Genomic DNA, 24075 nt, shown 5'->3' with positions numbered 1-24075 from the left:
TTTGTGGGCAACTGTGACGCCGCAGCGCGGACACAAAGGAGTAGGGTAGCCGCCTATCTATCCGAACGCGTTCAAGGAGTTGTCGATGGCACCCCGGGATTTGTTGCTGGCACTGGTCGTCATCCTGGCCTGGGGGGTGAACTTCGTGGTCATCAAGCTTGGCCTGCATGGCGTACCGCCCATGCTGCTGGGCGCCCTGAGATTCTGCCTGGCGGCCTTTCCCGCCATCCTCTTCGTGCGGCGCCCCCAGGTCTCCTGGCGACTGCTGCTGGCCTACGGCCTGACCATTTCCCTGGGCCAGTTCGCCTTCCTGTTCTCGGCCATGTACGTGGGCATGCCGGCGGGCCTGGCCTCGTTGGTCTTGCAGGCCCAGGCCTTCTTCACCCTGGCGTTCGCGGCGACCTTCCTGGGGGAGAAGGTGCGCCGGGCGAGTCTGGTCGGGCTGCTGGTGGCGGCGCTGGGGCTGCTGCTGATCGGCACCGAACATGGCGTCACCATGACCCTGGCCGGTTTTCTGCTGACCCTGGCGGCGGCGGCCATGTGGGGGCTGGGCAACATCGTCACCAAGAAGATCGGCAAGGTGGACATGCTCGGCCTGGTGGTCTGGGGCAGCCTGATTCCGCCGATTCCCTTTTTCATCCTGTCGCTGCTGCTGGAAGGCCCTGCCCAGATCGCCACGGCCCTGACCTCGCTGTCGGCCGGCTCGGTCTTCGCCATCTTCTACCTGGCCTTTATCGCCACCCTGGTCGGCTACGGCATCTGGAGCCGGCTGCTGTCACGTTATCCGGCCGGCCAGGTGGCGCCCTTTTCCCTGCTGGTGCCGGTGGTGGGGCTGAGTTCGGCCGCCGTGCTGCTGGGTGAGCAGATGACCACTCAGCAGGAAGTGGGTGGCGTGGCGGTCATGCTCGGCCTGTTGATCAATGTCTTTGGCGGCCGCTGGCTGGATGCCCGGAGCAAAGCTTCATCCAGTGCATGATATTGCACGTTCGTAAATGATTGCGCATGATGTGCTGATCCTCTTGGAGTATCAGCATGAACGCAGCCGTCCACCTTCCCGAAGAACGCCAGGCCGCGATCCTGGCCTTGTTGCGCGAACAGGGCCGGGTCCTGTCGGCCGAACTGGCCGCGACCTGGGGCATTTCCGAAGACAGCGTGCGCCGCGACCTGCGCGAACTGGCTCGCCAGGGCCTGTGCCGTCGGGTGTACGGCGGGGCGCTCTCGCTGCTGACGCCGCCGGAAGCGCTGCCGGCACGTATCGGTCAGGACGAGGCGGCCAAGCAGACGCTGGGGCGGGCCGCGGCCAGGCTGGCGCAACGGGGGCAATTGCTGCTGCTGGACGCCGGCTCGACCAATCTGGCCATCGCCCAGGCGTTGCCCACGGATCTCGACCTGACCGTGGCCACCAATGCCCCGGTGATCGCCGCGGCATTGCTGCAGCGCCCGGGGATCCGGGTGCTGATGATCGGCGGCCTGGCCGCGCCTGAGTCGGGTGCCTGCCTGGGCGCCCGGGCGCTGCGTGATCTGCGTGGCGTGCGCGCCGACCTGGCCTTTCTCGGGACCTGCGCCCTGGCGGTGGAAACCGGGGTGACCGGCTTCGACCTGGAAGAAGCCGAATTCAAGGCGGCCGTGGCCGAGCAGAGCAGCCAGGTCGCCGTCGCGGTGACCGCCGAGAAGCTCGACAGCGTGGCCTTCTATCACGTGCTCCGGCTCGATCAGCTGAACCATCTGGTGCTGGAACCGGGGCTGAGCGAGGGGCGCCTGCAGCCCTATCGTGACGCCGGGCTGCAGCTGCATGCGCTCGATCGCTAGACTCGCGCCCGAGGATCGCCATGACTTCCGCCATCTTGCGTCGCCAGCGTCGCGCCACCTTTACCGTCTTTCTCGCCAACGGTTGCGGGATCGGCGGCTGGGCGGCGGCCATTCCCGAACTCAAGCGCGATCTGCTGCTGGGCGACGGCCAGTTGAGCCTGGTGCTGCTGGCGGTCGCCCTGGGCGCCCTGCTGACCATGCCCTTCGCCGGGGTGCTGGTGCCGCGCCTGGGGGGAACCGGGCGCCTCACCCGCCTGAGCATCCTGGCCTTCGTGCTGGTGCTGAGCGGGCCCGGGGTGGCGCCGTCCCTGGGCTGGCTGCTGCCCTGCGCGCTATTGCTCGGCGCCAGCAACGGGCTGATCGACGTGGCCATGAACGCCCATGCCAGCGATGTCGAAAGCCGCTGGAACGGTCCACTGATGTCGTCCTTCCATGCCGCCTTCAGCCTGGGCGGCTTTCTCGGCGCCGGCCTCGGGGCGCTGGTGCTGCACCTGGGTGCCTCGGCGCTGGCGGTGCTGCTCACTGCTGCGCTGGTGGCGCTGCTGCTGGCGCTGCCCGCCGCCCTGGCCCTGGACGAAGGCGATCGCCGTCCGGTGAGTCACGCCCTGCGGCTGCCGGATCGGCGGGTCCTCGCACTGGGGCTGATCGCCCTGGGCTGCCTGATGCTGGAGGGCGCCATGACCGACTGGAGCGCCGTCTACCTGGACCAGGTGGGCGGGGCGAGTCCGGTGGTGGCGACCCTGGGCTATGCGGCCTTTTCCCTGACCATGCTGGTGGGGCGGCTGTTCGGCGACGGCATCCGCAGCCGCTTCGGTGGCCCCCAGGTGATCGTTGGCGGCGTCCTGCTGGCGACCCTGGGACTGGCGCTGGCGGTGATCCTGCCAGCGCCCTGGACCGCCATCCTCGGCTTCGCGCTGGTCGGCCTGGGCCTGTCCAATGTGGTGCCCGCGGCCTTCAGCACCGCCGGCCAGGCGGCCGAGACGCCGGCTGCGGGCATCGCCATGACCGCCACGGCCGGCTATCTCGGTTTCCTGCTCGGTCCGCCGCTGATCGGCGCCGTGGCGGGACAGGTGGGCCTGCGTGGCAGCCTGCTGCTGCTGACCCTGATCGGGGTGGCGGTGGCGCTGCTGGCGCTGCGTCAGCGCAAGACATGATGTCTATCCAGGGAACCCCGCTGCGCTGAGCAGACCCAAGAGGGAACGGAAATCCAAGGAGGCGGCCATGACGCGCCCACGCAAGATCCTCGCCTGGCTGCTGGGAATCATCCTGCTGCTGTTTGTCCTGCTGGTGGTGGTGCTGGCCACCTTCGACTGGAATCGGCTCAAGCCGACCCTCAACGAGCAGGTGTCGAGCGCCTTGCACCGGCCGTTCGCCATCGAGGGCAACCTGGGGGTGGTCTGGCACCGTGAGCCGGATCAGGGCGGCTGGCGCGCCTGGATTCCCTGGCCGCATATCGCCGCCGAAGACCTGACCCTGGGCAATCCGGACTGGGCAAAGGAAAAGACCTTCGTCCACCTCGACCGGGTGCAGTTGCGCATCTCGCCGCTGGCCCTGCTGGCCAAGCAGGTCTATATCCCGCGCATCGACCTCACCGGGCCGGTGGTCAACGCCCAGCGACTCGCCGATGGCCGCAACAGCTGGACCTTCGAGACCGCCGAGAAGGATCCCGCGGCCGAACCCTCGGCCTGGACCGTGGATATCGGCACCATCGGCTTCGACGCCGGCCAGGTCGGCTTCGACGATGCCCAGACCGCCACCCGGCTGCGCGCGCGGATCACTTCCCTGGACGCCCCCATCGCCTATGCCGATCTGGTGGGCAAGCAGGGCACCTCGCGCCAGCGCTCCAGCGTCAAGCAGACCCAGCCCTTCCAGTTCGCCCTGGCGGTGGAGGGCAGCTACAAGCAGGTGCCGGTCAGTGGCCGTGGCCAGATCGGTGGACTGCTGGCGCTGCAGGATGCCGATGTGCCTTTCCCCATCCAGCTCGATGCCCGGGCCGGCGAGACCCGCGCCCAGGTCTTTGGCACCCTGACCGATCCGCGGCGCCTGGGCGCCCTGGATCTGCACCTGGTGCTGGAAGGCAAGAGCCTGGCGCAGCTCTATCCGCTGACCGGGGTCACCCTGCCTGAGACGGCGCCCTATGCCACCGACGGCCATCTCACGGTCAAGCTCAACGATCCGGCGGGCGCCCGCTTCAGCTATGAAGACTTCAATGGTCGGGTCGGCAAGAGCGATCTGCATGGGGAGGTGCAGTTCACCGGCGGCAAGCCGCGACCCAAGCTCAGTGGCACCCTGCGCTCCGATCAGTTGCTGTTCGAGGATCTGGCGCCGCTGATCGGTGCCGATACCAAGGAGCAGCAGGCGGCCAAGGGCGAGACCAGCAAGCAGCCGGCGGACAAGGCGCTGCCGGTCTCCGAATTCCGCACCGAGCGCTGGCGTGCCATGGATGCGGACGTCCGCTTCACCGGCAAGCGCATCGTGCAGAACGCGCAGCTGCCGATCACCGATCTGAATACCCATGTGCGCCTGACCGATGGCGTGCTGCTGCTCGATCCCCTGCGTTTCGGCGTGGCCGGGGGCGATCTGAACACCACGGTGCGCCTGGAAGGTGACAAGACGCCGCTGCAGGGACGGGTCGATCTGCATGTGCGCCGGGTCAAGCTGAACCAGCTGTTCCCCACCGTGGAGACCATGAAGCGCAGCATGGGTGAGCTCAACGGCGATGCCACCCTGAGTGGCACCGGCAATTCGGTGGCGGCGCTGCTCGGCACCAGCAACGGCGAACTCAAGCTGCTGATGAACGACGGCCGTATCAGTCGCAGCCTGATGGAACTGGCCGGACTCAACGTCGGCAACTACCTGGTCGACCGGCTGTTTGGCGATGACGAGGTGGAGATCAATTGCGCGGTTGCCGATCTCGACTTCAAGAAGGGCCTGGTGCAGCCCCAGGTCTTCGTGCTGGATACGGAAAACGCCCTGATCAACGTGACCGGCACCACCAATCTGGCGACCGAGCGCCTGGATCTCACCGTCGATCCCCACAGCAAGGGCCTGCGCATCTTCTCGCTGCGCTCGCCGCTCTATGTGCGTGGCACCCTGAAGAATCCGTCACCGGGCGTGAAGGCCCTGCCGCTGGCGGCACGGGGCGCCGTGGCGGCGCTGCTGGCGACCTTCGCGGCGCCTGCCGCTGGTCTGCTGGCGCTGGTCGCGCCCAGCAACGAGCAGGGCACCCAGTGCGCGCCGCTCCTGGAGCAGATGCGGGCAGGGCGTTGAGCTAGAGCCTTTCGGGGTACTTGACAGACGACCGTTCGGCGGCGTCTGACGGGCGGAAAAGAACCGCTTTGGTTGCCCGGGCTCTATAGAAATAACCCGAGTCGGGCAGCCTTTTCGCGGAGACCTCTCATGCGTGACGACACCGATAGCCATTACGAAATCCACTACAAACTGCTGGGCGAAAGCTACACCGACCGTATCAGCAACCTGGACGTCCCCATCACCGACGTGGTCCGCGAGCTGGCCTGCCGGCACCTGGATGCGATCAACGACGAGCGCTTCCACCTGGCCGACATCGAGTCCGGGCAGGCGCTGGTGGCGCTGCACGATGTGTCCATCCATCGCGTGTCGCCGGACGCTCCATGAAGCGCCTGTTGAGTGGTGGACTGCTGGCCATGACCCTGCTGGGCCTTGCGGCCTGCTCCACCGAGACGGTGGTGACCCTGCAGGACGGTAGCCAGTACATCACCGAAGATCGTCCCAATACCAAGACGGCCGACGGCTTCTACGAATTCACCGATGTGGCGGGTCGCCATGTGCGGGTGAAGGCGGCTGACGTGGCCACCATCAAGGCGGAAGACTAGCCAGGAGACTGCCATGCCCCGCGGCGACAAGTCCAAGTACAGCGACAAACAGGAACGCAAGGCCGAGCACATCGAGGAGAGCTACGAGAAGAAGGGCGTCTCCAAGGATGAAGCCGAAGCGCGGGCCTGGGCGACGGTGAACAAGCAGTCCGGCGGTGGTGAAAAGAGCGGCTCCGGCAAGACCAAGAGCGGTACCGCCAAAAGCGCGGATCGCAAGGATTCCGCACGACGTGCGGTGGCGACCAAGCAGGGACAGTCGCCCAACGGCGGGCGCGCTGCGACACGGCGTTCACGCACCGGCAGCACCTCGCTCAGTGACATGACTCGCGACGAACTGGTGAAGAAGGCGGCCGAACAGGACATCCGTGGTCGCTCACGGATGAAGAAGGACGAGTTGATTCGCGCCTTGAGCTGAGGCACCCGAGATATGAAAAAGCCGGACAGTGTCCGGCTTTTTCTTTGCCTGGTGTCTTAGCTGGGCAGCAGCCGGCAGGTGAGGCTCTTGATGTAGCGGGTCTCCGGGATCGCCGGGTGCACCGGGTGATCCGGGCCCTGGGCACCGCGTTCGAGGATCTGCAGGTTGCGATCCAGATGGCGGGCGCTGCCGAGCAGGATGTTCTGCAGGTCGTCTTCGGGCAGATGCATGGAGCAGGAGGCGCTGACCAGGATGCCGTCCTTGTTCAGCAGGCGCATGGCCTGTTCGTTGAGGCGGCGGTAGGCGGCCTCGCCGTTCTTCAGGTCCTTGCGCTTCTTGATGAAGGCCGGCGGGTCGGCCACGATGACGTCGAATTTCTCTTCGCCGGCCTTGAGTTCCTTGAGCGCCTCGAAGACATCGCCCTCGACGCACACCAGCTTTTCCGCCAGGCCGTTGAGGGTGGCATTGCGCTCCACGCCGTCGAGGGCGAAGCCCGAGGCATCCACGCACATGACCTCGCTGGCGCCAAAGGCCGCGGCCTGGACGCCCCAGCCGCCGATGTAGCTGAACAGGTCGAGCACGCGCTTGCCTTCGACATAGGGCGCCAGGCGCGCACGATTCAGGCGGTGGTCATAGAACCAGCCGGTCTTCTGGCCTTCGCGCACCGGGGCCTCGAAGCGCACGCCGTTCTCTTCCAGCGCCACCCAGTCGGGGACTTCGCCATAGGCCACTTCCACGTAGCTGGAGAGGCCTTCGGCCGCGCGGGCGCTGCCGTCGTTCTTCCACAGCACGCCCTGGGGTTTGAACACCTGCAGCAGGGCGGCGAGGATGGCGTCGCGCTGGCGCTCCATGGTGGCGGAGGCGATCTGCACCACCAGCATGTCGTTGAAACGATCCACCACCAGGCCGGGCAGGAAATCCGAATCGCCATACACCAGGCGATAGCAGTGGCTGCCGAACAGCCGCTCGCGCAGGCTCAGGGCGACCTTGAAGCGGTGCACCAGCAGCGATTTGTCCAGCAGGTAGCCGGTGTCGCGGGAGAACAGGCGGGCGCAGATCAGGTTGTTGGGCGACAACGCCACCAGGCCCAGCGGCTTGCCGCTGGTGGTTTCCAGAATGGCCTGGTCGCCCGGTTCGAAGGCGGTGAGCGGGGTGGCGACGACGTCCACCTCGTTGCTGTACACCCAGAGGTGCCCGGCGCGCAGACGGCGGTCGGCATTGGCTTTGAGGCGCAGGCGAGGCAGGGTCATGAAGGTCTCCGGCGAAGGGGGCAAAAGCGCGGAATTATAGCGCAAAGCCACCCGCCTGGGCCGGCCGTCAGTCCCGCTGGCTGACCTCGACATCACTCAGCCCGGCTTCCTGGGCGCGCCGGGCGATGCTCGGCTGGGCATGGCGCTCCCAGGGCGCATCGACCACCACCTGGGGTTCCTCGACGTGCTTGATCAGCAACTGCAGCACGGCTTCCTCTTCGGTGACCGGCTCGAAGCTCTCCAGCTCGTGGGTGAGGGGCTCACCATTGAGGCGATAGCGGATCTGGTAGCGGTGCAGGGTCTGCATGGGGTTAACTCGGCAACGGGGGATAAGCGATGGACCCCGCCGGGCGGCCGCGGTTGCGTCAGCCGCCGAGGGTATCGAGGATCGGGCATTCGGGGCTGGCGTCGCCATGGCAGCAGGACACCAGCTCGCCCAGGGTGCTGCGCAGGCGGGTCAGTTCGGCGATCTTCAGATCCAGCTCGGCGATGTGCCGCTTCGCCAGCGCCTTGACGTCGGCACTGGCGCGCTGCCGGTCCTGCCAGAGGCTGAGCAGCTGGCGAATCTCTTCCAGGCTGAAACCGAGTTCCCGCGAGCGGCGGACGAAGGCCAGCACCCGCAGGTCGTCCGCGCCATACTGACGATAGCCGCTGTCGGTCCGTCCGGCGGGCGCCAGCAGGCCGATGCGCTCGTAGTAGCGCAGCATCTTGGCGGTGAGGCCGCTGGCCTTGGCGGCCTGACCGATGTTCATGACGGAAGATCTCCGGACGGGCGCCAGCGGCCGAGCAGCAGGGCATTGGCCAGGACACTGACACTGGAAAAGGCCATGGCGGCGCCGGCATGGACCGGATCGAGCAGACCCAGGGCGGCCAGCGGCAGGCCGATGACATTGTAGACGAAGGCCCAGAACAGATTCTGGCGGATCTTGCGCTGGGTGCGCCGGGCGATGTCCAGCGCCGCCACCACCTGGCGCGGGTCCTCCTGCAAGAGGGTGATGCCGGCCGCGTGGCGCGCGGCAGCGGTGCCCGAGCCCATGGCGATGCCCAGTTCGGCGGCGGCCAGCGCCGGGGCGTCGTTGAGGCCGTCGCCGACCATGGCGACGCCGCCCCGGGTTGCCTGCAAGTGGGCCACCAGGGCGGCCTTGTCGGCGGGCAGCACCTCGGCCTCCCACTGGGCGATACCCAGGGCCGCGGCCACCTGGTGGGCGCTGCCGCGGTTGTCACCGGTCAGCAGCCAGCTGTCGATGCCGTCGCGGCGCAGCTGGGCGATGGCCGCGGCGGCGCCCGGGCGCAGCGCGTCGCCAAAGGCCAGCAGTCCCAGCACCCGCGGCTGGCCACCGCTTTCCAGCAGCCAGGACAGGGTCAGCCCCTGGTCTTCCCAGGCGCGAGCGGCGTCGGCCAGGGGGCCGCCGTCCAGCTGTTGTTCGGCCAGGAGTCGCGCATTGCCCAGCAGCAGGGAGCGCGCCTGCCAGCTGCCCTGGAGGCCACGGCCGGGCAGGGCGCGGACGTCCCGGGCGGGCGGCGTGTCCAGGCCGCGATCGCGACAGGCCAGCAGCACCGCCGCGGCCAGGGGATGCTCGCTGCCGCGCTGCAGACTGCCGGCCAGGCTCAGCAATTCGGCTTCCTCGATGCCGGGTGCCGCGGCCAGCTGGCGCAGGCGCAACTGGCCGGCGGTCAGGGTGCCAGTCTTGTCGAAGACCACGGTGGTGATGCCCTGGGCGCGCTCCAGGGTCTCGGCGTCCTTGATCAGGATGCCGTGGCGCGCCGCCACCCCGGTGCCGGCCATGAGGGCGGCGGGGGTGGCCAGGCCGAGGGCGCAGGGGCAGGCGATGACCAGTACCGCCACGGCGGCGAGCAGACTGGGCTCCAGGGCGTGGCTGCTCAGCAGCCAGCCGAGCAGGGTGACCAGGGCCAGGGTCACCACCACCGGGACGAACACCCGGCTGATGCGATCCACCAGCTGCTGGATGGGCGCCTTGGTGGCCTGGGCGTCTTCCACCAGGCGGATAATGCCGGCCAGCACCGTCTCGCCACCCAGGGCGGTGACCTCGATCTGCAGATTGCCCTCGCCGTTGATGGCGCCCCCCACCACCTCGTCGCCCGGACCCTTGGCGACCGGACGGCTTTCGCCGGTGAGCAGGGCTTCGTCGACCTGGCTTTCACCCTGCAGGATGCGGCCGTCGGCCGGGATGCGTTCGCCCGGACGCAGCTGCAGGCGATCGCCCAGGCGCAGGCGATTCAGGGCGACCTCTTCTTCCTGGCCGGCCGCATTAAGACGCCGGGCACTTTCCGGGCGCAGGGCCTCCAGGGCGCGCAGGGCCGCGCCGGTACGGCGCTTGGCGCGGGTCTCCAGGTACTTGCCCAGGCGCACCAGGGCGATGACCATGGCCGCTGTCTCGAAATAGAGGTGCGGGCTGCCCTTGACCAGCCAGAGATAGAGACTCAGGCCAAAGGCGGCGCTGGTACCCAGGGCGACCAGCACATCCATGTTGCCGCTGCGGGCGCGCAAGGCATGCCAGGCACCGCGATAGAAGCGCGCGCCGACCAGGAACTGCACCGGCGTCGCCAGCAGGAATTGCAGCCAGGCGGGCGGCATCAGGTGCCAGCCGAAGGGCGCCAGCAGCATGGGCAGGATCAGCGGCGCGGCCAGCAGCAGCGCCAGGGCCAGCTCCAGACGTTCCCAGGGCATACCCTGGCGGGCCGGCGCTGAACGCTCGTCTTCGGTGCGGCGATCCTGGGCGCCGTAGCCGGCGGCTTCCACCGCGGCGATCAGCGCTGGCGTCTCGACCGCGGCCAGGGTCTTCACCCGGGCTCTTTCGCTGGCCAGGTTGACCTCGGCGGCCAGCACCCCGGGCACGGCACGCAGGACCTTTTCGATCCGCCCGGCGCAGTTGGCGCAGCTCATGCCGGACAGCGCCAGATCATGCTCGGCCTCGGCCACCCGGTAGCCGGCGGCATTGATGGCTTCGGCCAGCGCCGGCGCCGCGTCGATCGGCGCGCTGACGCGGGCCTTTTCGCTGGCCAGGTTGACGCCGGCCGCGCTGACCGCCGGGACCTTCTGCAGGGCGCGCTCGACTCGACCGGCGCAAGCCGCGCAGGTCATGCCGCTGATGGAGAGTTCGAATTCGTGCATGGGCACCTCCTGACAACAGTGTTGACCTTGACCTCGGGTCAAGGTCAACACTGGAACCCGGGCCTGGCGCTGGCGTCAGGAGAAAGAGGTCAAGACAGACAGGAGCAGACCATGCACGTCATCAAGGTGATCGGAATGAGTTGCGCCCACTGCGTGAGCGCCATCGAATCCGCGGTGCTCAAGGTGGACAATCGCGCCCGGGTAGAGGTGGACCTGCAGGCGGGCGAGGTGCGCATCGACAGCGCCGAGGTGGATGCGCCCTTCCGCCAGGCTATCGAGCAGGCGGGCTATACCGTCGCCGACTGAGTCCAGTCGCGCACGATGGCGCGGAAGAAGGTGGTGAACACCTGATCTGCGGCCAGCAGCGGGGCGAAGGTCTGTTCGTCGCGCAGCAGATCGGAGAGGGTGCCGAGAAACAGGCTGTGCAGCATCCGACTGGCCAGCTGCGGCGTCACGCCCGGCTGCAGGCGCGCGGCCTGGGCGGTGAACAGGGCGTCGGTGATGCGGATGAATTGCCGCAGGAACTGCAGATCGCGCTCTTCGGCCTCGCGTAGTTCTTCGGTGAATTCGCAGCGGTGCAGCATGATGGTCATCACCCGCTGCTCACGGCCGGGTTGGGTGAATTTCGTCATGCCCTCGATGCACAGCTTGAACAGCCGCTGCAGGCTGTCTTCCTCGCCGTCGACGCGCAGGCGCTCGGTCAGTTCGTCGGCCGGGATCCTTATCTGGCTAAGCATCTCGTGGAACAGGTGGGCCTTGTTCTGGAAATGCCAGTACACTGCACCCCGGGTAACGCCGCATTCGCGGGCGATCATTTCCAAGCTGGTACGCGCCACGCCATTGGTCAGGAACAGGGCTTCCGCCGCATCGAGAATGGCTTGGCGGGTCTGTTCGGCTTCTTCTTTCGTACGACGCATGGGCGATCTGACTGGCAGTGGGTCTGCCACGCAGTCTAGCGCGCCTCGCCGCTTTTACAAACATGATTGTATGTAACTGCGTGACACTTCCGCTTCCATCGGACCAGGCTTCATGACCTTTCGCTTATTGTTGATTCTCGGGGCCCTCTCGGCCTTCGCTCCCTTCGCCATCGACATGTACCTGCCCAGCTTCCCGTCGCTGGCCAGGTCCTTCGCCACCGATATCGAACACGTGCAGCTGAGTCTGGCGGTGTATTTCGCCGGTCTCGCCAGCGGCCAGCTGTTCTACGGCCCCTTGGCGGACCGCTTCGGCCGCCGCCTGCCGCTGCTGATCGGCATCGGCCTGTTCTGCCTGGCGTCGCTGGGCTGCGCCCTGGCGCCCAGTCTGCCCTGGTTGATCGCCGCGCGCTTCGTCCAGGCTCTGGGCGGCTGCGCCGGCATGGTGATCGCGCGGGCCGTGGTGCGGGATCTCTGCGAGCCGATGGCCGCGGCGCGGGCCTTTTCGCAGATCATGCTGGTAACCGGGATCGCCCCCATCATCGCGCCCTTCGCCGGCAGTCTGCTGCTCAGCACCTTTGGCTGGCAGGCGATCTTCGTCAGCCTGGCGCTGTTCGCCGCCGCCTGCGGCACCGCGGTGGCGCTCTGGCTGCCCGAATCCCTGCCGGCGCACCATCCGCGGCCGCCGCTGCGGGGAGCCTTGCGCAACTACCTGCGGCTACTGCGCGATAGCAGCTTCATCGGCCACACCCTCACCGGTGGCATCGCCATGGCCGGGATGTTCGCCTACATCTCCGGTTCGCCCTTCGTGCTGATCGAACTCTATGGCGTCGCACCCGAACACTACGGCTGGGTATTCGGCCTCAACGCCGCCGGCTTCATCCTGCTCGGGCAGCTCAATGCCCGCCTGGTGGTCCGCCAGGGCCCGGCCTTCTGGCTCAGGCGCGCGGTGGTGGCCTATGCCGCGGCGGGACTGGTCCTGCTGCTGGTGGGCGCCTTCCAGCCCAAGGCGCTGCCAGTACTGATGATCCCGCTGTTCTGCGCCATCGCCCTGCTCGGCGGCATCGTGCCCAATGCCTCGGCCTGCGCCCTGGCCGGGCAGGGCGCCAATGCCGGCAGTGCCTCGGCGCTGATGGGCAGCCTGCAATTCATCCTGGCGGCGCTGGCCTCCAGCAGCGTGGGTGCCCTGCACAACGGCACCGTGGTGCCCATGTGCGCGGTGCTGGCGCTCTGCGCGGTGGCGACCGCGCTGATGGCGCGCTGGACCCATAGGTCCACGGCCGCCTGAGGGGGAGTGGATTTTTCCCGGCGAGGCGGGTCAGATAGGCGAACCCCCACCCTTCCAGGGACGCCGACATGACCTTCGCCTACTGGTGCATCTTCCTCGTCTACCTCGTGCCCTATGGCGCGGCCTACTACGCCAAGTTCAAGGGCAGTGGCTTCACGCCCGAGGACAACCGGGATCCGCGCAGCTTTCTCGGCAAGCTGGAAGGTGCCCGGGCCCGCGCCAACGCCGCCCAGCAGAATGCCTTCGAGATCAATCCGCTGTTCGCCGCGGCGGTGATCGTCGCCCATGTCACCGGTGGCGCCGACCAGGGCACCATCAACTTCTGGGCCTTCCTCTTCCTGCTCAGCCGCATCGCCTACACCTGGCTGTACATCCGCGATCACGCCACCCGCCGCTCGCTGGCCTGGGCCGGCGGCATGTTCTGCTGCCTCTGCCTGTTCATCGCCGCGGCCTGAGTGCAACGTCGCTGCCGGTCTTGACCGGCAGCGACGGCTGTAGCTTCAATAGCGCCCTATCTTTCTCGGCTGGCCGCCTGCATGACGTCTCCTTCGCCCGCCCAGCAGGTGCTGGGGCATTTCGCCGAGCTCGCCCAGCGCCGTGGCTATACCCTGGATGAGGCGCAACGGGCCGTCATCGACCGTTTCGCCCAGCTCGCCGACGAGCTGCTGCGCCCGCGGCTGTTCCGTCGCCAGGCGCCGCGCAGTCTCTATCTCTGGGGCCCGGTAGGGCGTGGCAAGAGCTTTCTGCTGGATGGCTTCTTCGCCGCCCTGCCATTCGCGGAGAAGCGCCGGGTGCACTTCCATGCCTTCTTTCGCGAACTGCACGAGCGGATGTTTCGCCAGCCGCCCGGCGGCGATGCCCTGGCCGCCAGCCTGGACGCCTTGCTCGAAGACTGTCGACTGCTCTGCTTCGATGAATTCCACGTGCATGACATCGGCGACGCCATGCTCATCACCCGGCTGTTCAAGGCCCTGTTCAACCGCGGCGTGGTGCTGATCACCACCTCCAACTATCCGCCCGAGGGATTGCTGCCCAATCCGCTGTACCACGAGCGTTTCCTGCCGGCGATCCGGCTGATCGAGACGCGCATGGACATCCTCTCGGTGGCCGGTCCCCAGGACTATCGTGGCGCCAGTCCCGCCGAGCCCGATCCCTTCGGCGTCGGTGCCTATCTCTGGCCGGGTAGTTCGGCGCAGCGCCAGGCGCTGGAACTGCCGCCACAGGTGCAGACCCGCGTGGAGGTGCCGGTAGGGCATCGCAGTCTGCCTGCTATCAGCGCTGCGGATGGGCTGCTGCACTTCAGCTTCGCCGATCTCTGCGAAGGCCCCACCGCGGTCCTCGACTACCTGACCCTGAGCGAAACTTGGCAGCGCTGGCTGCTCGACGCCGTGCCGCCGCTGCGCGACGCCAGTCCCGCTGCTCGGCAGCGGTTCATCAATCTGGTGGATGTGCTCTACGACCGTCGCCTGGCGCTGTTCCTGGTCAGCACCGCGCCCCTCGACGAGACCCTGGCCGACAGCGACATCGCCGACATGTCGCGGACGCGCAGCCGGTTGTCCCAGCTGCGGCAGATCGGGCCGGCCTAGCGCTCGGCCTTCAGCTGCGCACCTTCGAGGTGCCAGCGGCGCTGCTCGGCCGAGGCGCCGTCGACGTCGTTGACCCGGCGTAGCTGGTAGCGGCCGCTGAAGGTCTGGCGGGTGCCGTCGACCAGGCGCGCCTTGACCGTCACCGGGATGCTGACATGGCTCGAACCGGCCGCCCCTTCGATCGGGCCCGATTGGCCGAGCGTCACCTGGACGCTGCGGGTCCTGGCATAGCCCTGGCGGAATTTCTCGTAATTGTTGCCGGGCTGGCCGTCCAGGCCCCACAGCTGCCAGGCGGTGCCGTAGTCCCGCGCATCCAGTGCCCGGTAGTAACGCTGGACCACGGCCGCCGCCGCCTCGGCGCTACTGGGCCGCGGACCGCAACCCGGCTCCTTGGCCGCTTCGCCATCGCCGAACAGCGCACAGCTGCGAGCGATCTCGTCCTGCATCAGGGCGCAGCTGTTGGCGGCGTTGCAGGGCGGATGGGTGGCGGGGGAGAGCGCTCGGCAGGTGGTGGCCAGGGCCTGGGCCGGCCGCTGCCCGAGTTCCTGGGCGCAACTGCGCGGTGGACGCTCCGCGGCGGCCAGGGCGCCAGCGGCGAGGGACAGCAGCAGGGCAGGGCAGAGCAGCCAGCGCGGGGGCATCGACGCGATCCTCGGACAAAGCCCCAGCCTAGCAGGCCAGGGAGGCCGAGGAAAAAGGGTCCGCGGCGGTCATCCGTCGTCTGGCCACCTGGCTGACGTAAAACCGTCATGCAGGCGGCGCAGGCTGAGTGGATCCCGTGTCGGAGTTCGCCCCATGCCTTCGTCCAGTCCAGTTGCCTCCCTGTCACCGCTGTCCCATCCCCTGCACAGTTCGCGCAAGCCCGGTAGGCTGCGGATCGTGCTGTTCATCGTGCTGCTGCTGACCGGTCTGGCGGTGACCCTCGGCGGCATCCACAACGACGTCAGCGATGCCCAGTCCCCGCCCACCACCTGGCTGCCCTTCGCCGGCCTGGCGCTGGCGCTGGTGATCGCCCTCGGCTTCGAATTCGTCAACGGCTTCCACGACACCGCCAACGCCGTGGCCACGGTCATCTACACCCACTCGCTGCCACCCAATGCGGCGGTGCTCTGGTCCGGCTTCTGCAACTTCCTCGGGGTGCTGTTCTCCAGTGGTGCGGTGGCCTTCAGCGTCATCGCCCTGCTGCCGGTGGACCTGGTGGTGGAGATGGGCGCAGGCAAGGGCTTCGCCATGATCTTCGCCCTGCTGATCGCCGCCATCATCTGGAATCTCGGCACCTGGTGGCTGGGCTTGCCGGCATCGTCCTCCCATACCCTGATCGGCTCCATCATCGGCGTCGGCCTGATGCATGCCTGGCTGGGCGGCCTGGATGGCAGCAGTGGCGTGGACTGGGGCCAGGTGGCCAAGGTCGGCTATGCGCTGCTGTTCTCGCCGCTGATCGGCTTCGTCTGCGCGGCGCTGCTGCTGGTGCTGCTCAAGCGGATCGTGCGCGACCAGACGCTCTACCAGGAGCCGAAAAGCGCCGAGCCGCCGCCGCCGTGGATCCGTGGCCTGCTGATCCTGACCTGCACCGGGGTGTCCTTCGCCCATGGCTCCAACGATGGCCAGAAGGGCATGGGATTGATCATGCTGATCCTGGTCGGCGCCCTGCCGACCGCCTATGCGCTCAACCGAGCCGTGCCGGCCACTGCCACTCCGGCCTTCGCCGCCGTCGCCGAGGTCACCGCCAGCGGCCTGCGCCAGGCGGCGCCCCAGGCCGCACCGGCCGATCCCCATGGGGTGCTGCTGGAATTCGTGCGCAAGCGGCAGAGCAATCCCGAGGTGCTGCCTGCGCTGGCGGCCATCACCGACGACATCGCCCGCGAGGTGCGCCAGTATGGCGCCCTCAACAACGTGCCGGCGCAGAGCATGCCCAACGTGCGCAACGCCATGTACCTGGCTTCGGAATCCATCCGCCTGCTGGAAAAGGAGCACCTGCCGGGGCTGGCGCCCAAGGCGCAGGAGGATCTGCGGGAGTTCAAGCGGCAGATCGACCAGGCCACCCGTTTCATCCCGCTGTGGGTCAAGGTGGCGGTGGCCATCGCCCTCGGTCTGGGTACCCTGGTCGGCTGGCGGCGCATCGTCGTCACCGTCGGCGAGCGCATCGGCAAGACCCACCTGACCTATGCCCAGGGCGCCTCGGCGGAGCTGGTGGCCATGGGCACCATCGGCGCGGCGGACGCCTTCGGCCTGCCGGTTTCCACCACCCATGTGCTCTCGTCCGGGGTGGCCGGCACCATGGCCGCCAACGGCTCCGGGCTGCAGTGGGGCACGGTGCGCAACCTCCTGCTGGCCTGGGTGCTCACCCTGCCGGTGGCCATGGCGCTGTCCGCTTCACTGTACTGGCTGCTGGTGCAGCTGTTCTGACACGGCTTCGGTCAGGCAGCGGCGGAATAGCGCCACGGCGGGCAGATCGCGTCCCGCGTGGCGGCTGATGACCTGCAATTCGCGGTGGAAGGTGAGGGCGCCGAGGGACAGCCGGCGCACTCGTGGATGCTCCAGCCAGAGGCCGGCGCAGGGCACCAGGGCCACGCCCAGGCCGTGCTCGACCATCTTGACGATGGCATCGAGTTCGTCGAGTTCGAGCACCTGGCGTACCGCCATGCGCTGCTCGCGCAGAAAGGCACTGACCCGCCGCCCGCCAAAGGAGTGGCGGTCGTAGCGGATGAAGGGCTGGGTTTCCAGCAGCCGGCGCGGATCGTCGCCGGGCAGGTCCGGCGGCGCGATCAGCACGAAGGGTTCCTGCAGCAGGGTGGTGGCGTGCAATTCCTTGGGCAGCTCGAAGGGCGGACGGATCAGGATGGCCAGATCCAGATCGCCGGCATCCACCTGGCTGAGCAGGGCCAGCGAGACGCCGGGCACCAGGCGCGGTTCCAGGCGGGGTGCCTGCTGGCGCAGTCGCACCAGGGTACCGGGCAGCAGGCCGGTCTGGACGCTGGCGATGGCGCCGATGCGCAACTCGCCCTGGATCTCGTCACCGGCGCCGGCCATGCGCGCATAGGTCGCGAGGATCTCCTCGGCCAAGGGCAGGGCGCGGCGACCGGCGGCGTTGAGCAGGGCGCTGCGGCCATTGCGGTCGAACAGGTTCACGCCCAGGTGCCGTTCCAGCGTACGGATCTGGGCGCTCACCGCCGAGGGCGTGAGGCCCACGTGCAGCCCGGCCGCGGCAAAACTGCCATGGCGGGCCACGGCAAGCAGGGTCTTGAGTTCGCGAAGCATGGTGGGTGGCCTGAAGTCAGGGGCAGCCACTGTAGCGAGCCACAAAATTTTTGTCGCTCGCGGGCAGGAAAATGCGCTTTATGCGCAGGAAAACCTGGGGTGAGAATGGCGGCATCCCACCCCCAACAGGATGTCTCGCTATGGCCTTGTCGCCCTTTCACCTCGCCATCCCCGTCTACGACCTGGCTGCCGCCCGGCACTTCTACGGTGACGTCTTCGGCCTCGCCGAAGGCCGCTCCAGCGACCACTGGGTCGACTTCGACTTCTATGGCCATCAGCTGGTGATCCACGAACACCCCAAGACCGCGTCCCAGGACGAGGCCCATACCAACGCCGTGGACGGGCACAACGTGCCGGTGCCGCACTTCGGCATCGTGCTGGGCTGGGAGGAGTGGGAAGCCCTGGCCGAGCGTCTGCGCGCCCGGGAAACGCGGTTCGTGATCGAGCCCTATATCCGCTTCCAGGGCCAGGTCGGCGAGCAGGCCACCATGTTTCTCTTCGATCCCTGCGGCAATGCCCTGGAGTTCAAGGCCTTCAAGGACATGAGCCAGCTGTTCGCCAAATAGGGCGACTCGGCAGGTCTGATGTCGCGCAACCTAGGCAAAAGACGCGGCAGCGGCCATCCTTGAAGCCTTGCCCGCCGCCCGGTTGCCGTCATGAATGCCCGCCAGCCCTTTCTCGATCCCTATCACCAGACCATCCGCCAGCTGTCCGATCGCATCGTCGCGGCCCAGGCGCCGATCCGCATCCTCGATGCGGTGAAGTGGGACGACGGCGTGCGCCAGGGCTTCCTGGAGGGCAAGGGCAAGCGCCTGCCGACGGTGGATCGCGCCTTCTACGAGGGGCGCCCGCTGGGCTTCGACGGCGATGCGCTCAAGGGTGAATTCCAGAGCATCGAGCGCGAGGTCACCCGCCAGCTCGGCCAGTTCAATCCGGTCGGCCAGATCATGAGGCGCATGTGCCGCGAATACCGCATGGTGATCCGCATGCTGCAGGCGCGCGGCACCCCGGACTTCGGCCTGATCTCCCAGGAACTCTATGGCGCGGCCTCGGATGCCTTCCATGCCGGTGATCCGACCCTGGCCGACCTGGGCATGATGATGTCCAGCTACCTGGACAACATCGCCCATCGCGGCGCCCTGGAAGACGAACCCAAGACCCTGACCGCCAAGGACGCCGTGCCCATCCTGCAGGCGCGGCTCAATCGGGTATTCGGCGAGACGGAAGGCACCATCCGGGTATTCGAGTCCGATGGCATCGTCGCCGATGCCGCGGCCGGCGCCGACTACATCAAGGTGCGCGCCGACGCCCTGTTCAACGAGCGCGACGTCCGCGCCCTGGAGGTCCACGAAGGCCTGGTGCACGTCGGCACCACGCTCAATGGCCAGAACCAGCCGATCTGCACCTTCCTGGCCAAGGGCCCTCCGTCGTCCACCGTGACCCAGGAAGGTCTGGCGATCCTCATGGAGGTGATCGCCTTCGCCTCCTATCCGACCCGGCTGCGCAAGCTGACCAATCGCACCCGCGCCATCCACCTGGCCGAGGACGGCGCTGATTTCCTCGAGGTGTTCCGCTTCTTCCAGGAGCAGGGCTACGACCTGGAGTCGGGCTACCAGAACGCCAGCCGGGTGTTCCGCGGCTCGACGCCCACCGGGCTGCCCTTCACCAAGGACCTGTCCTATCTCAAGGGCTTCATCCTGATCTACAACTACATTCAGCTGGCGGTGCGCAAGGGCAAGCTGGAGCAGATCCCGCTGCTGTTCTGCGGCAAGACCACCCTGGAAGACATGCGCATCCTGCGCCAGCTGGTGGACGAAGGCGTGGTGGTTCCGCCCAAGTACCTGCCGGCACAATTCCAGGACCTCAACGCCCTGGCGGCCTGGATGTGCTTCTCCAACTTCCTTAACCACCTGAGTCTGGATCGGATCGAGGCGGACTACGCCAATATCCTCTGAGCGCCTATCCAGGTGCTGACATGAAAAAGCCCCGGCGGACCGGGGCTTTTTCGTTTCAGGGCATCGCTGGCATCACTCGCTCTTGAAGGCCGCCGCGATGCTGGGTTCGCTGTCAGCCGTGCGCGAATCAGCCGACCGCTCCGGTACGAAGGCCAGGGCGCGATTGAGGGCGCCGCAGGCTTCCAGGCCGCTGGCGCGGGCAATGGCCTCGGCCACCGCGCTGCCGGGGATGGTCTCGTCGCGCAGCAGCTGGTTGGTGATGTCGTCCAGCGCCGGCTTGAGTTCGGTGATCAGCGCCAGGCAGCGGTGATCCAGGCTGTGCAGCAGCTGATCGGCAGAGGCGATGCTGGGCGCGGCGTCGAACTCGATACCGGCATCGCGCAGGGCCTGCAGGCTCAGCAGCGAGCCGCTCGGGCCCATGCCCAGGGAGGCGACCATGGACAGCGCCAGCTTGGAGGCTTCCTGCAGATCCTGGGCGGCACCCGAGGAGACCTCGTTGAAGTACAGCTGCTCGGCGCAACGACCGGCCAGCAGCATCTGGATGCGGCCTTCGAGTTCCGACTTCAGGTGCAGGCGCTTGTCCTCGGTGGGGGTGATCAGGGTCACGCCGAGGGCCTGGCCCCGCGGCAGCAGGGTGACCTTTTCCACCCGACCGACATTGAGCACCGCGGCAACCAGGGCATGACCGGCTTCGTGCACGGCGATGCGGGTGCGCTCGGCCGAACCCAGCGGGGTGACGCCGACCGGTTGCTCGCCGATGCGGCAGGTCTCGATGGCCTCGACGAAGTGCGCCATGGTCACAGCGCTGGCGTTCTCGCGCGCGGCCAGCAGGGCGGCATGGTTGCTGATGTAGGCGATGGCCGCCGGAGTCAGGCCCACGGTGCCGCGGGAGAGGGCGGCCAGGTCCAGCTCGCCTTCGCAGGGCAGCTTGCCGGCATAGAGTTCGAACAGCGCGCGGCGGTCTTCCAGGCTCGGCAGCGGCACGGCGATGGTGCGGTCGAAGCGACCTTCGCGGCGCAGCGCCGGATCCAGGGAATCGGCGAAGTTGGTGGCGCCCAGGACCAGCACGCCGCTGGTGCCGTCGAAGCCGTCCAGCTCGGTGAGGAACTGATTGATGATGCGGTTGGCCTCGGCATCGCTGGAGCGCGACTGCTCGGCGCGGCGGCCGATACCGTCGATCTCGTCGATGAAGATGATGCAGGGCGCCTTCTTGCGCGCGGTGCGGAACAGCGACTTGACCTTCTGGATGCCGACGCCGAAGAACATCGAGGAGAAATCGCTGCCGGTCACCTGGATGAAGTGGGCGTTGCACTCGGTGGCCAGGGCCTTGGCCAGCTGGGTCTTGCCGGTGCCGGGCTCGCCGGTCAGCAGCACGCCCTTGGGCGGACGGGCACCCAGGGCGGCGAAGGCCTTGGGATTGCGCAGGCAGGTGGTGACGTCTTCCAGCGCCCGCTTGGCTTCGGCGGCGCCGACCACGTCCTTGAAGGAGATGCCGGTGCCCTTGCGATGCAGCTTGAAGGGGCTGGCGAATCTCAGGGCCAGCGGGATGGCCAGCAACAGCAGGAGCAGGTAGCCCGGCAGGTTGATCAGCAGGGCGTCGAGCCAGGGATGGCGCTGCCCGGATTCGCTCCAGGTGGCCACCGGGAACAGCGGCTCGGCCTGGGTGGCGTAGTCGGCCAGCAGGCGATCGGCGATGCGCCCGCCGTTGTCGGCTACGGCATAGTGCTCGCCGCGGTTGGTGTCTAGGTAGAGGGTGTGATCACCGATCACGGCGCCGGTGATGGCCTTGGCGCGCAGATCGCCCAGCAGCACGGAGAGATCACGCGGCTGCTGGGTCCAGTGTTCGGGAGCCTGCTGCACGCTGGCGAGCATGGCGGTGGCGGTAGGCGCCGGCGTGCTGGGCGTGAGCCACAGCCAGCTGGCCAGGCTGAGGGCGGTGACGAGGGCCAGGGCACCGGCGATGAGCAGGCGCGGATATTTGGAAACGACGGACTTCTTCATTCACATACCGTTAGGGTAGGAGCGACATCGGACGCGGACTCCCGGATTATCGGCCTGTGGCGAAAAGGGTGAACCTCAGTTCCCCGGAAAACGATGAGTGGACTCACCATCCGTCGAGTAGCGTCACACTTTCGGTCTTTTTCGCGGTCCGCAAGACCCTGTTGTTTTGCCGCAGATGTCAGGAGTCAACGCATCCATGCCCAATCCCATCGATTGCCGAGACGGTCTCGCCGCGTTGCCGCCGGAGCTGCTCGAACGCCTGCGCCAGGCCGACGAGGTGCTGGTCCTGACCGGTGCCGGCGTGTCGGCGGAAAGCGGCATCGCCACCTTTCGCGAAGCCCTGACCGGCCTCTGGGCGCGCTTCGACCCGGCGCAACTGGCCACGGCGGAAGCCTTCAGCGAGGACCCGGCGCGGGTCTGGAGCTGGTACGAAGGGCGTCGTGCCCAGGTGCTGGCGGCCCAGCCCAATGCCGCCCATCGTGCCCTGGCGGAGTGGGGGCGTCGGCACGGGCAGTTGCGCCTGGTTACCCAGAACGTCGACGACCTGCACGAGCGCGCGGGCAGTCGCGCGGTCATCCACCTGCACGGCAGCCTGCATGCGCCGCGCTGCTTTGATTGCGCGCGACCGCTGACGGCGCCGACGGTGCCGGAAGAGGCAGAACAACTCGTGACGCCGCCGCGCTGTCCCGCCTGTGGCGGTCTGGCCCGGCCTGGCGTGGTCTGGTTCGGCGAGGCGTTACCGGCAGAGGCCCTGGCCAGCGCCTGGGCCCTGGCCGAGCGCTGTGACCTCTGCCTGGTGGTCGGCACCTCCGGCCTGGTGCAGCCGGCGGCGAGTCTGCCAGGGGTGGCGCGCCAGCAGGGCGCCACGGTGGTGCGCATCGATCCGCAACCGGCGGCGGATTTCAACAAGGACTGGCAGCTGCTGGGCGCAGCCGGGGTGATCCTGCCGGCGCTGCTGGAGCGCCTCTAGCGCCTCAGTGCAGCGCCTGGCCGCCGGTCCCCAGGGCATCCAGGGTGCGCTTGAGGGCGGTGTAGGCCTGACGCTGGTCATCGTCTTCGGTCAGCAGACCGTCGAACAGGGTGGCGACCAAAGCCGGATCCTGGGCGACGAAGCGATCGATGAGGACGTCGTTGTCCTGGCGCCCCGCGGTGATCAGCAGTACGGCGAGCTGGGCGACATAGCGCGCCGCCAGCGGATAGGCCTTGAGAAAGACCTTGAAGGGCGCATCGGCCAGGCCCGGAGCGAAGCCCTTTGCCAGGCCCTGCTGGGCGGCGGCGATGGCCTGGCGGACGGCGTCCTGCCAGTTGCCGACGGTCACCGCGCCCGCTGGCAGGGCCCGGCGCATCTGGCCGAGCAGGCTGTTGAGGAAGATGCGGCGATTGGCCTGGTAGTCGTCATCGGTATCGAGCAACTCGCGGCGAATGCGGGTCAGGACGCGGTCGTCCTCGGCATCGGCGGTCACCGCCTGCTTGAAGGCCAGGGTCAGTTCGCGGTCCAGCAGACCGGGCTTGCGGCCCTCCAGCTCGGCCTGCAGCAACGGACCGCTGGAGTCGGCGAAGAAGAAGCGCTCGGCGTGGGGCGCCAGGCGTTCGCGCAGGCGCGGCCAGAGCTCCGCCGCGAACAGTTGCTCGGCCGTGCTGCCGGAAACGATGACGCGGTGCTGCGGCGCCTCGGCCAGATAGTCGAACAGCGCGGGGGTATCGAGCGCGGTGCGATCGACGATGAGGTAACGGTGCTTCACGGCAACTCCTGAACGCGACGGCCGCACCTGTCGGGGTGCGGCGGGATGGCCGTTAGTCTATAGGAAGCTGGGAACGCTTGGCCCGGGCTTTGGCCTAATCAGGCAGGGTGCAGCCCGCGACACCCTTCCTTTCGCGGCCGGAGGACACCAAGATGCGCAAGACCCCGCTGATCCTTGCCCTGAGCGCTGCCCTGGCCCTGGTGGCCGGTCCCAGCCTGGCCGCCAGCAACAACAACGACGCCGGGGTGACCGGCAACGGCATCGGCGCGCCGGGCAGCTCCAACACCAGCAACAGAGACAGCGCGGACGATACCTCCACCGCCACGCCGTCCACCCAGAAGAAGGCCGACAGGACCCCGGCCACCAAGGCCCAGAGCAGCCAGCAGAAGCGCGTGCTCAACGATTGATGGCCAAGCAAAAGGCGCCTCTCGGGGCGCCTTTGTTCGATCGCAGCGACTGAGCGCAGAAGCGGCCTCAGCAGGCGCGGGTGTAGCGGACCTGCCAGTCGAGGCGCTCGTGGGTGGCCCGCTCGATGCGGGCGCGGCTGTCGCAGATGAAGGCTTCCAGCAGGGAATTGTCCAGCAGATCGACCCGAGCGATGCGGCGTTGCAGGAGCGCCGTGCCGTTGGGCGCATAGACCTCGACGTTGAAGGTCGCCTGATCCTGGGCGGTCATGGCGCACAGCATCGGTTGAAAAGCGCCCTTGATAATGGTGTTCGCATCCGTGAACTTCAGCGGCTCGGCCATCGCAATCACTCCTGTCAGCTATAACGCTTCGACCGATTCTTGAGGTACCCGTTCGACTTTTGCCACAACCGGCTGGCAGATTTGTGATCCAGGCGGTGGCGCTGCCCGGGCAGGGGACGGCCG

Annotated in this window: 26 protein-coding genes; 16 read left to right on the top strand and 10 right to left on the bottom strand. The window is 67.8% G+C overall.

The window, feature by feature from the left end:
- Positions 1-85: 85 nt before the first annotated feature.
- The 7 genes from FHR73_RS12400 to FHR73_RS12370 all read left to right on the top strand — a co-directional run bounded on the left by FHR73_RS12400 (position 86) and on the right by FHR73_RS12370 (position 6078).
- Positions 86-976, top strand: coding sequence for an EamA family transporter (locus tag FHR73_RS12400; RefSeq protein WP_183631499.1), 891 nt, complete (start codon positions 86-88; stop codon positions 974-976).
- 56 nt (positions 977-1032) lie between these two features.
- On the top strand, positions 1033-1809 hold the full coding sequence (locus FHR73_RS12395) for a DeoR/GlpR family DNA-binding transcription regulator (RefSeq protein WP_183631497.1): 777 nt from the start codon (positions 1033-1035) through the stop codon (positions 1807-1809).
- Positions 1810-1829: 20 nt separating this feature from the next.
- Positions 1830-2963 carry an MFS transporter gene (locus tag FHR73_RS12390; protein WP_183631495.1) on the top strand — a complete coding sequence of 378 codons (1134 nt, stop codon included), beginning with the start codon at positions 1830-1832 and terminating at the stop codon, positions 2961-2963.
- 67 nt (positions 2964-3030) lie between these two features.
- A complete protein-coding gene (locus FHR73_RS12385; RefSeq protein ID WP_183631493.1) occupies positions 3031-5079 on the top strand; it encodes an AsmA family protein in 2049 nt (682 codons plus the stop codon).
- 129 nt (positions 5080-5208) lie between these two features.
- Complete coding sequence (locus tag FHR73_RS12380) at positions 5209-5445, top strand: hypothetical protein (RefSeq protein ID WP_183631491.1); 237 nt, start codon at positions 5209-5211, stop codon at positions 5443-5445.
- A complete protein-coding gene (locus FHR73_RS12375; protein ID WP_183631489.1) occupies positions 5442-5663 on the top strand; it encodes a YgdI/YgdR family lipoprotein in 222 nt (73 codons plus the stop codon). Before FHR73_RS12380 ends, FHR73_RS12375 begins: the two co-directional genes overlap by 4 nt.
- Before the next feature lie 13 nt (positions 5664-5676).
- Positions 5677-6078 carry a Rho termination factor N-terminal domain-containing protein gene (locus FHR73_RS12370; RefSeq protein WP_183631487.1) on the top strand — a complete coding sequence of 134 codons (402 nt, stop codon included), beginning with the start codon at positions 5677-5679 and terminating at the stop codon, positions 6076-6078.
- A gap of 56 nt (positions 6079-6134) precedes the next feature.
- Here FHR73_RS12370 and FHR73_RS12365 read toward each other — a convergent pair whose 3' ends face one another.
- From FHR73_RS12365 to FHR73_RS12350, 4 genes are all read right to left on the bottom strand, one after another.
- The gene (locus FHR73_RS12365; RefSeq protein WP_183631485.1) at positions 6135-7328 is read right to left on the bottom strand and encodes a class I SAM-dependent rRNA methyltransferase; all 1194 of its coding nucleotides are present in this window, start codon (positions 7326-7328) and stop codon (positions 6135-6137) included.
- Positions 7329-7395: 67 nt separating this feature from the next.
- The gene (locus tag FHR73_RS12360) at positions 7396-7635 is read right to left on the bottom strand and encodes a hypothetical protein (RefSeq protein WP_183631483.1); all 240 of its coding nucleotides are present in this window, start codon (positions 7633-7635) and stop codon (positions 7396-7398) included.
- 58 nt (positions 7636-7693) lie between these two features.
- A complete protein-coding gene (gene cueR / locus FHR73_RS12355; protein ID WP_183631481.1) occupies positions 7694-8080 on the bottom strand; it encodes a Cu(I)-responsive transcriptional regulator in 387 nt (128 codons plus the stop codon).
- Positions 8077-10461 (bottom strand): heavy metal translocating P-type ATPase, encoded by a 2385-nt coding sequence (locus FHR73_RS12350; RefSeq protein ID WP_183631479.1) that lies wholly within the window; start codon positions 10459-10461, stop codon positions 8077-8079. Before FHR73_RS12350 ends, cueR begins: the two co-directional genes overlap by 4 nt.
- A 111-nt stretch (positions 10462-10572) precedes the next feature.
- Between FHR73_RS12350 and FHR73_RS12345 the strand changes: the two genes are divergently transcribed.
- Positions 10573-10767, top strand: a complete 195-nt coding sequence (locus FHR73_RS12345; protein ID WP_183631477.1) for a cation transporter — start codon at positions 10573-10575, stop codon at positions 10765-10767.
- On the opposite strand, the gene FHR73_RS12340 is transcribed toward FHR73_RS12345, so the two are convergent.
- On the bottom strand, positions 10749-11378 hold the full coding sequence (locus tag FHR73_RS12340; RefSeq protein ID WP_183631475.1) for a TetR family transcriptional regulator: 630 nt from the start codon (positions 11376-11378) through the stop codon (positions 10749-10751). The two genes, FHR73_RS12345 and FHR73_RS12340, sit on opposite strands and share 19 nt — an antisense overlap.
- 112 nt (positions 11379-11490) lie before the next feature.
- Between FHR73_RS12340 and FHR73_RS12335 the strand changes: the two genes are divergently transcribed.
- The 3 genes from FHR73_RS12335 (at position 11491) to zapE (ending at position 14249) form a co-directional block, all read left to right on the top strand.
- A complete protein-coding gene (locus FHR73_RS12335) occupies positions 11491-12663 on the top strand; it encodes a multidrug effflux MFS transporter (protein ID WP_183631473.1) in 1173 nt (390 codons plus the stop codon).
- 68 nt (positions 12664-12731) lie between these two features.
- Positions 12732-13118, top strand: coding sequence for an MAPEG family protein (locus FHR73_RS12330; RefSeq protein ID WP_183631471.1), 387 nt, complete (start codon positions 12732-12734; stop codon positions 13116-13118).
- Positions 13119-13199: 81 nt separating this feature from the next.
- Positions 13200-14249, top strand: coding sequence for a cell division protein ZapE (zapE, locus tag FHR73_RS12325; protein ID WP_183631469.1), 1050 nt, complete (start codon positions 13200-13202; stop codon positions 14247-14249).
- Here the strand turns inward: zapE and FHR73_RS12320 are convergent.
- Positions 14246-14890, bottom strand: a complete 645-nt coding sequence (locus FHR73_RS12320; protein ID WP_183631460.1) for a hypothetical protein — start codon at positions 14888-14890, stop codon at positions 14246-14248. The genes zapE and FHR73_RS12320 overlap by 4 nt on opposite strands.
- Positions 14891-15044: 154 nt before the next feature.
- Between FHR73_RS12320 and FHR73_RS12315 the strand changes: the two genes are divergently transcribed.
- Entirely contained in the window at positions 15045-16655 is a 1611-nt protein-coding gene (locus FHR73_RS12315) for an inorganic phosphate transporter (RefSeq protein ID WP_183631459.1), read from the top strand.
- Here FHR73_RS12315 and FHR73_RS12310 read toward each other — a convergent pair.
- Positions 16623-17507, bottom strand: coding sequence for a LysR family transcriptional regulator (locus FHR73_RS12310; protein WP_183631457.1), 885 nt, complete (start codon positions 17505-17507; stop codon positions 16623-16625). The two genes, FHR73_RS12315 and FHR73_RS12310, sit on opposite strands and share 33 nt — an antisense overlap.
- Positions 17508-17647: 140 nt before the next feature.
- Here FHR73_RS12310 and FHR73_RS12305 point away from each other — a divergent pair, with 140 nt between their 5' ends.
- Both FHR73_RS12305 and FHR73_RS12300 read left to right on the top strand, forming a co-directional pair.
- Positions 17648-18073: a VOC family protein gene (locus FHR73_RS12305; protein ID WP_183631454.1), complete on the top strand. Its 426-nt coding sequence runs from the start codon at positions 17648-17650 to the stop codon at positions 18071-18073.
- Positions 18074-18163: 90 nt separating this feature from the next.
- Entirely contained in the window at positions 18164-19462 is a 1299-nt protein-coding gene (locus FHR73_RS12300) for a flavohemoglobin expression-modulating QEGLA motif protein (protein WP_183631452.1), read from the top strand.
- A 72-nt stretch (positions 19463-19534) separates the two neighbouring features.
- Here the strand turns inward: FHR73_RS12300 and FHR73_RS12295 are convergent, their stop codons facing one another.
- Positions 19535-21463, bottom strand: coding sequence for an AAA family ATPase (locus tag FHR73_RS12295; RefSeq protein WP_183631450.1), 1929 nt, complete (start codon positions 21461-21463; stop codon positions 19535-19537).
- Between the two features lie 196 nt (positions 21464-21659).
- On the opposite strand from FHR73_RS12295, the gene FHR73_RS12290 reads away from it, so the two are divergent.
- Positions 21660-22433 (top strand): NAD-dependent deacylase, encoded by a 774-nt coding sequence (locus FHR73_RS12290; protein WP_183631448.1) that lies wholly within the window; start codon positions 21660-21662, stop codon positions 22431-22433.
- Positions 22434-22437: 4 nt separating this feature from the next.
- Here FHR73_RS12290 and FHR73_RS12285 read toward each other — a convergent pair whose 3' ends face one another.
- Positions 22438-23205, bottom strand: coding sequence for a hypothetical protein (locus tag FHR73_RS12285; protein WP_183631446.1), 768 nt, complete (start codon positions 23203-23205; stop codon positions 22438-22440).
- Positions 23206-23357: 152 nt separating this feature from the next.
- Here FHR73_RS12285 and FHR73_RS12280 point away from each other — a divergent pair, with 152 nt between their 5' ends.
- Entirely contained in the window at positions 23358-23612 is a 255-nt protein-coding gene (locus tag FHR73_RS12280; protein WP_183631444.1) for a hypothetical protein, read from the top strand.
- 67 nt (positions 23613-23679) lie between these two features.
- Here FHR73_RS12280 and FHR73_RS12275 read toward each other — a convergent pair whose 3' ends face one another.
- Positions 23680-23952, bottom strand: a complete 273-nt coding sequence (locus FHR73_RS12275) for a hypothetical protein (RefSeq protein WP_133862881.1) — start codon at positions 23950-23952, stop codon at positions 23680-23682.
- Positions 23953-24075 lie beyond the last annotated feature (123 nt).

Origin of the sequence: Pseudomonas sp. AS2.8 (genome assembly GCF_014190935.1) — a bacterium.
Taxonomy (GTDB): Bacteria; Pseudomonadota; Gammaproteobacteria; order Pseudomonadales; family Pseudomonadaceae; genus Chryseomonas.
This window is presented reverse-complemented; position numbering and strand designations above follow the sequence as displayed.